This window comes from Arthrobacter flavus, assembly GCF_039526005.1.
Classification (GTDB): Bacteria; Actinomycetota; Actinomycetes; order Actinomycetales; family Micrococcaceae; genus Arthrobacter_D; species Arthrobacter_D flavus.
Genome location: NZ_BAAAIJ010000028.1, coordinates 1 through 781 on the forward strand (window position 1 = coordinate 1; position 781 = coordinate 781).

At 62.7% G+C, this 781-nt stretch carries 1 protein-coding gene; it reads right to left on the reverse strand.

What is annotated here, in order from left to right; all coding sequences use genetic code 11:
- Positions 1-121 precede the first annotated feature (121 nt).
- A complete protein-coding gene (locus tag ABD059_RS07515; RefSeq protein ID WP_343878763.1) occupies positions 122-550 on the reverse strand; it encodes a hypothetical protein in 429 nt (142 codons plus the stop codon).
- Positions 551-781 lie beyond the last annotated feature (231 nt).

Below are 781 nucleotides of genomic sequence, written 5' to 3' on the forward strand. Positions count from 1 at the left end.
AGCCGTTGAGCTGGTGGAGCAGGTACGTATGATCCGAAGGAGTCTCAATGATGTTGTCAACCGCTCCCGGACGGTGTTTGGGCTACCGGCGGATTCGTGACCGGCAGCCCAAACGGAGTTTTTAGGGTGTCCAGCCCGGGTAAGGCTTCCGGTCCGCGGCCGGCAGCTCGGCTGCTGTTGCAGGCAGGTCCGCAGGGCCGTCAGACTGGCCCATCTGCCAGTGGAAAAACATTTCGGCCGTGATCGCTTCGAAGCACGCGGCCTGGCTGCGGTACCAGTGCGCGGAGGTGTCGCCCTCAACGTAGGTTCCGTAACCGAAAAGTTCCCCGGAATCGTCGCGGGTGCGGGCCACGACGAAGACGATCAGCGGCCAGGCCCCGGCGTCCCAGCCCTCGGATCCCCAGTTCGGCAGGACTGACCAGCCGGTACTTTCGATGGTTTCCATCCAGTCAAACCCATCCCCCATCCGATCATCGGCAGGAAGCCCGGGGACGATGACGGTCTCGTCGGTATCAGTGGTGCTTGTTTGGGTCATCATTCCAACGCTCATGCGGTCGCTCCTCTAGTTCGCAGGGCAGGGCGGGCAACGTTCGGTAACCAGCAGATCCGTTCCCTCTTCCCCACCATGTTTTTTGCCTGCTGGCGGAGCTTGCGGAGCTGTGCCCGACGGAGGCGGTGCCAACCCGTCAGGGCAAGCGGGCAGGAATTAGTGAGGAAATAAGCGACGTAGGAGCGCTAAGGTAAGTGCGGCCCGCGTAGCCGGCCGCAGGCCGGTTGAACC